The organism is Nocardioides sp. CPCC 206348 (assembly GCF_048654705.1).
In the GTDB taxonomy this organism is placed as follows: domain Bacteria; phylum Actinomycetota; class Actinomycetes; order Propionibacteriales; family Nocardioidaceae; genus Nocardioides.
The window spans coordinates 41146-43616 of the sequence record NZ_JBMCZA010000161.1 but is presented as its reverse complement, the minus strand read 5'-3'; the positions used below and the strand labels follow the sequence as shown (position 1 = coordinate 43616).

4 protein-coding genes are annotated in these 2471 nt (G+C 68.1%); 3 read left to right on the top strand and 1 reads right to left on the bottom strand.

Annotated features, from left to right (window positions below):
* Positions 1-272: SDR family oxidoreductase (locus ACOADB_RS11930; RefSeq protein ID WP_378598517.1), on the bottom strand; the 272-nt coding region annotated here is incomplete at its 3' end.
* Between the two features lie 97 nt (positions 273-369).
* Between ACOADB_RS11930 and ACOADB_RS11925 the strand changes: the two genes are divergently transcribed.
* From ACOADB_RS11925 to ACOADB_RS11915, 3 genes are all read left to right on the top strand, one after another.
* Complete coding sequence (locus tag ACOADB_RS11925; protein WP_378598514.1) at positions 370-1026, top strand: TetR/AcrR family transcriptional regulator; 657 nt, start codon at positions 370-372, stop codon at positions 1024-1026.
* A gap of 69 nt (positions 1027-1095) precedes the next feature.
* Complete coding sequence (locus tag ACOADB_RS11920; protein ID WP_378598511.1) at positions 1096-1908, top strand: alpha/beta fold hydrolase; 813 nt, start codon at positions 1096-1098, stop codon at positions 1906-1908.
* Positions 1908-2471 (top strand): AMP-binding protein (locus tag ACOADB_RS11915; protein WP_378598509.1); only part of this gene is annotated, 564 nt, incomplete at its 3' end. The genes ACOADB_RS11920 and ACOADB_RS11915, both read left to right, overlap by 1 nt.

Below are 2471 nucleotides of genomic sequence, written 5' to 3'. Positions count from 1 at the left end.
ACGCCGGCATTGGCGACCAGGAAGTCGATGGCACCCAGCTCGTCGGCACAGCCGTCGATCGCCGTACGCAATGCCTCGCCGTCACGCACGTCCGCCTCGCGCCAGACAGCGCGGTCCCCCAGGTCGGTCGCCAGGCCCTGCAGCCGATCCGCCTCGAGCCCGACGAGCCCGACCCTGGCTCCCTCATCGACGGCCAGGCGGGCCACCTTCTCGCCGATGCCGCGCGCGGCCCCCGTGACGAGCACTGTCCGACCCTGCAGGCGTTGGTTCATGCCATCACGATAACTTCGTTATACGAATCGGGCAAGGGAATCCCTTGTTCCGGTCGCTCGGTCCGACCGGTGCGCCCATGGGACCTATGGTTGACCGGTGACATCCTTGCGTTCCACCCACCGGCCATCGCCAGCGGCAAGGGGCGCGGACCGTCGCCCCACCCGCAAGGGCGACGTGCAGCGGGACGCGCTTCTCGGGGCAATGACCCGCCTGCTGGAGCGCAAGCGTTTCGGAGACCTCTCCGTCGCGGACATCACGACGGAAGCCGGGGTTGCTCGTTCGGGCTTCTACTTCTACTTCGAGTCGAAGTACGCGGCGCTCGGATCGGCGTCCGTGGAGATCTGGTCCGAGTTCGTCGACGCAACGGCTTCGTACGTCCGGCCCGATGAAGAGTCCGTCAGCGACTACGTCGAACGGGTGCTGCAGAACGCCCTACGGATCTGGCGGTCCCATGAAGCCCTGCTGATCGCGTCGCTGGAGGCTCTCCCGCTCGACGAGGAACTGACCCGCGCCTGGCGGGAACAGATCGGCCGCGTCAGTGATCTCGTCGCCCAGCAGGTCGAGCGCGACCGTGCCGCCGGGCTGGTGGCGCCAGGCTTCGACGACATCCCGACACTGGTGCGCCGCCTCGGCGAGACCACCATGTACCTGCTCTACCAGGACCGCAGCGACAACGCCGACGAGGCCGCGAGCCAGCAGACCGTCGAGGTCCTCAAGCACATCTGGTTGACCGCGATGGGCGCGCCCAGCTGACGTCACTCCTTCCCATTTGACAGGTCGTCGATTATTCTCGACACCTAGTCAAATCAGGTGAGGACCCACATGGACGCTCGTACATCCGATCTGCTCTGCATTCACGGCTACACGGCCAGCTGGCACCACTGGGACCCAGTCGTGCCCGCCCTGCAGGAGCACCACCGCGTCCACGTGGCCCGGCTCGCCGGACATGCGGGTGGTCCACCGCTCGCCGCCGGCGTCGCCCCCACGGCCACCGCCCTCGCCGACCAGCTGGAGCGCGACCTGGACGCGGCCGGCGTGGACCGCGCCCACCTCGTCGGGAACTCGCTGGGCGGATGGCTCGCCCTCGAGCTCGCCGCCCGCGGACGAGCACTCTCCGTGACTGCGCTCTCCCCCGCGCTGGGCTGGGAGCCGAGGGGCAACCACCTGCGGACCCTGGACCTCAAGCTCGCCGTCGCCCGTCAGATGATCCTCCGAGGCTCCCCCTTCCTCCCTCTGCTCTTCAGGTCCCCGACGGCGAGGCGGGCAGCGCTCAAGGTCGCCGTGGCGCATGGCGACCGGATGACCCCCGAAGCCGCGCTGACCTTCACGGCCGCCATGGCCGAGTGCACGATCGCCAAGCCACTCAAGCAGTGGTTCCTCACGACCGAGCACACCCTGGGCCCCATCGAATGTCCCGTGCACATCGCCTGGTCGGGCGAGGACGCCCTGATTCCGCTCGAGCCCTACGGCGCCCGATTCACCACACTCGTTCCGAACGCCGAACGTACGGTGCTCCCCCACGTCGGCCACGTCCCGATGTACGACGACCCGGACCTGGTCGCGCGCACGGTGCTGGACCTGACCAGCGCCGTGGACCGAGCCGGCACACCGTTGACCCCGGTCGACGGGAGCTGATGACAATGACGTCGTACGGCGGCGGCGAGACCGACACGGCCCTGTTGGAGGAGACGATCGGGGCGAGCTTCGAGCGCACGGTGGGGTTGTACGGCGATCGGGAGGCGTTGGTCGAGGTGTCGACTGGGCGGCGGTGGACGTATGCGGAGCTGAACCGTGACGTGGATGCTTTTGCGGTGGGGTTGTTGCGTGCCGGGGTCGTGAAGGGTGACCGGGTGGGGATCTGGGCGCCGAACTGTGCGGAGTGGACGATCACCCAGTACGCCACCGCGAAGATCGGCGCGATCCTGGTCAACATCAACCCGGCCTACCGGACCCACGAGCTGGCCTACGTGTTGAAGCAGGCGGGTGTGAAGCTCCTCGTGTCCGCGACGGAGTTCAAGACCAGTGACTACCGCGCGATGGTCGCCGAGGTGATCGAGGAGACGCCGGTCGAGAAGGTGCTGTTCCTCGGCACCCCGGAGTGGGACGAGGCCAACGTCCACGACCCCGGTGCCACGGTGGCGGACCTGGTGACGTGGTCCCTGGACCCGAATGACCCGATCAACATCCAGTACACCTCG

Bases quoted from the DNA above. Each gene is read 5' to 3' on its own strand.
- ACOADB_RS11920 (WP_378598511.1), top strand. From the start codon at position 1,096: ATGGACGCTCGTACATCCGATCTGCTCTGCATTCACGGCTACACGGCC.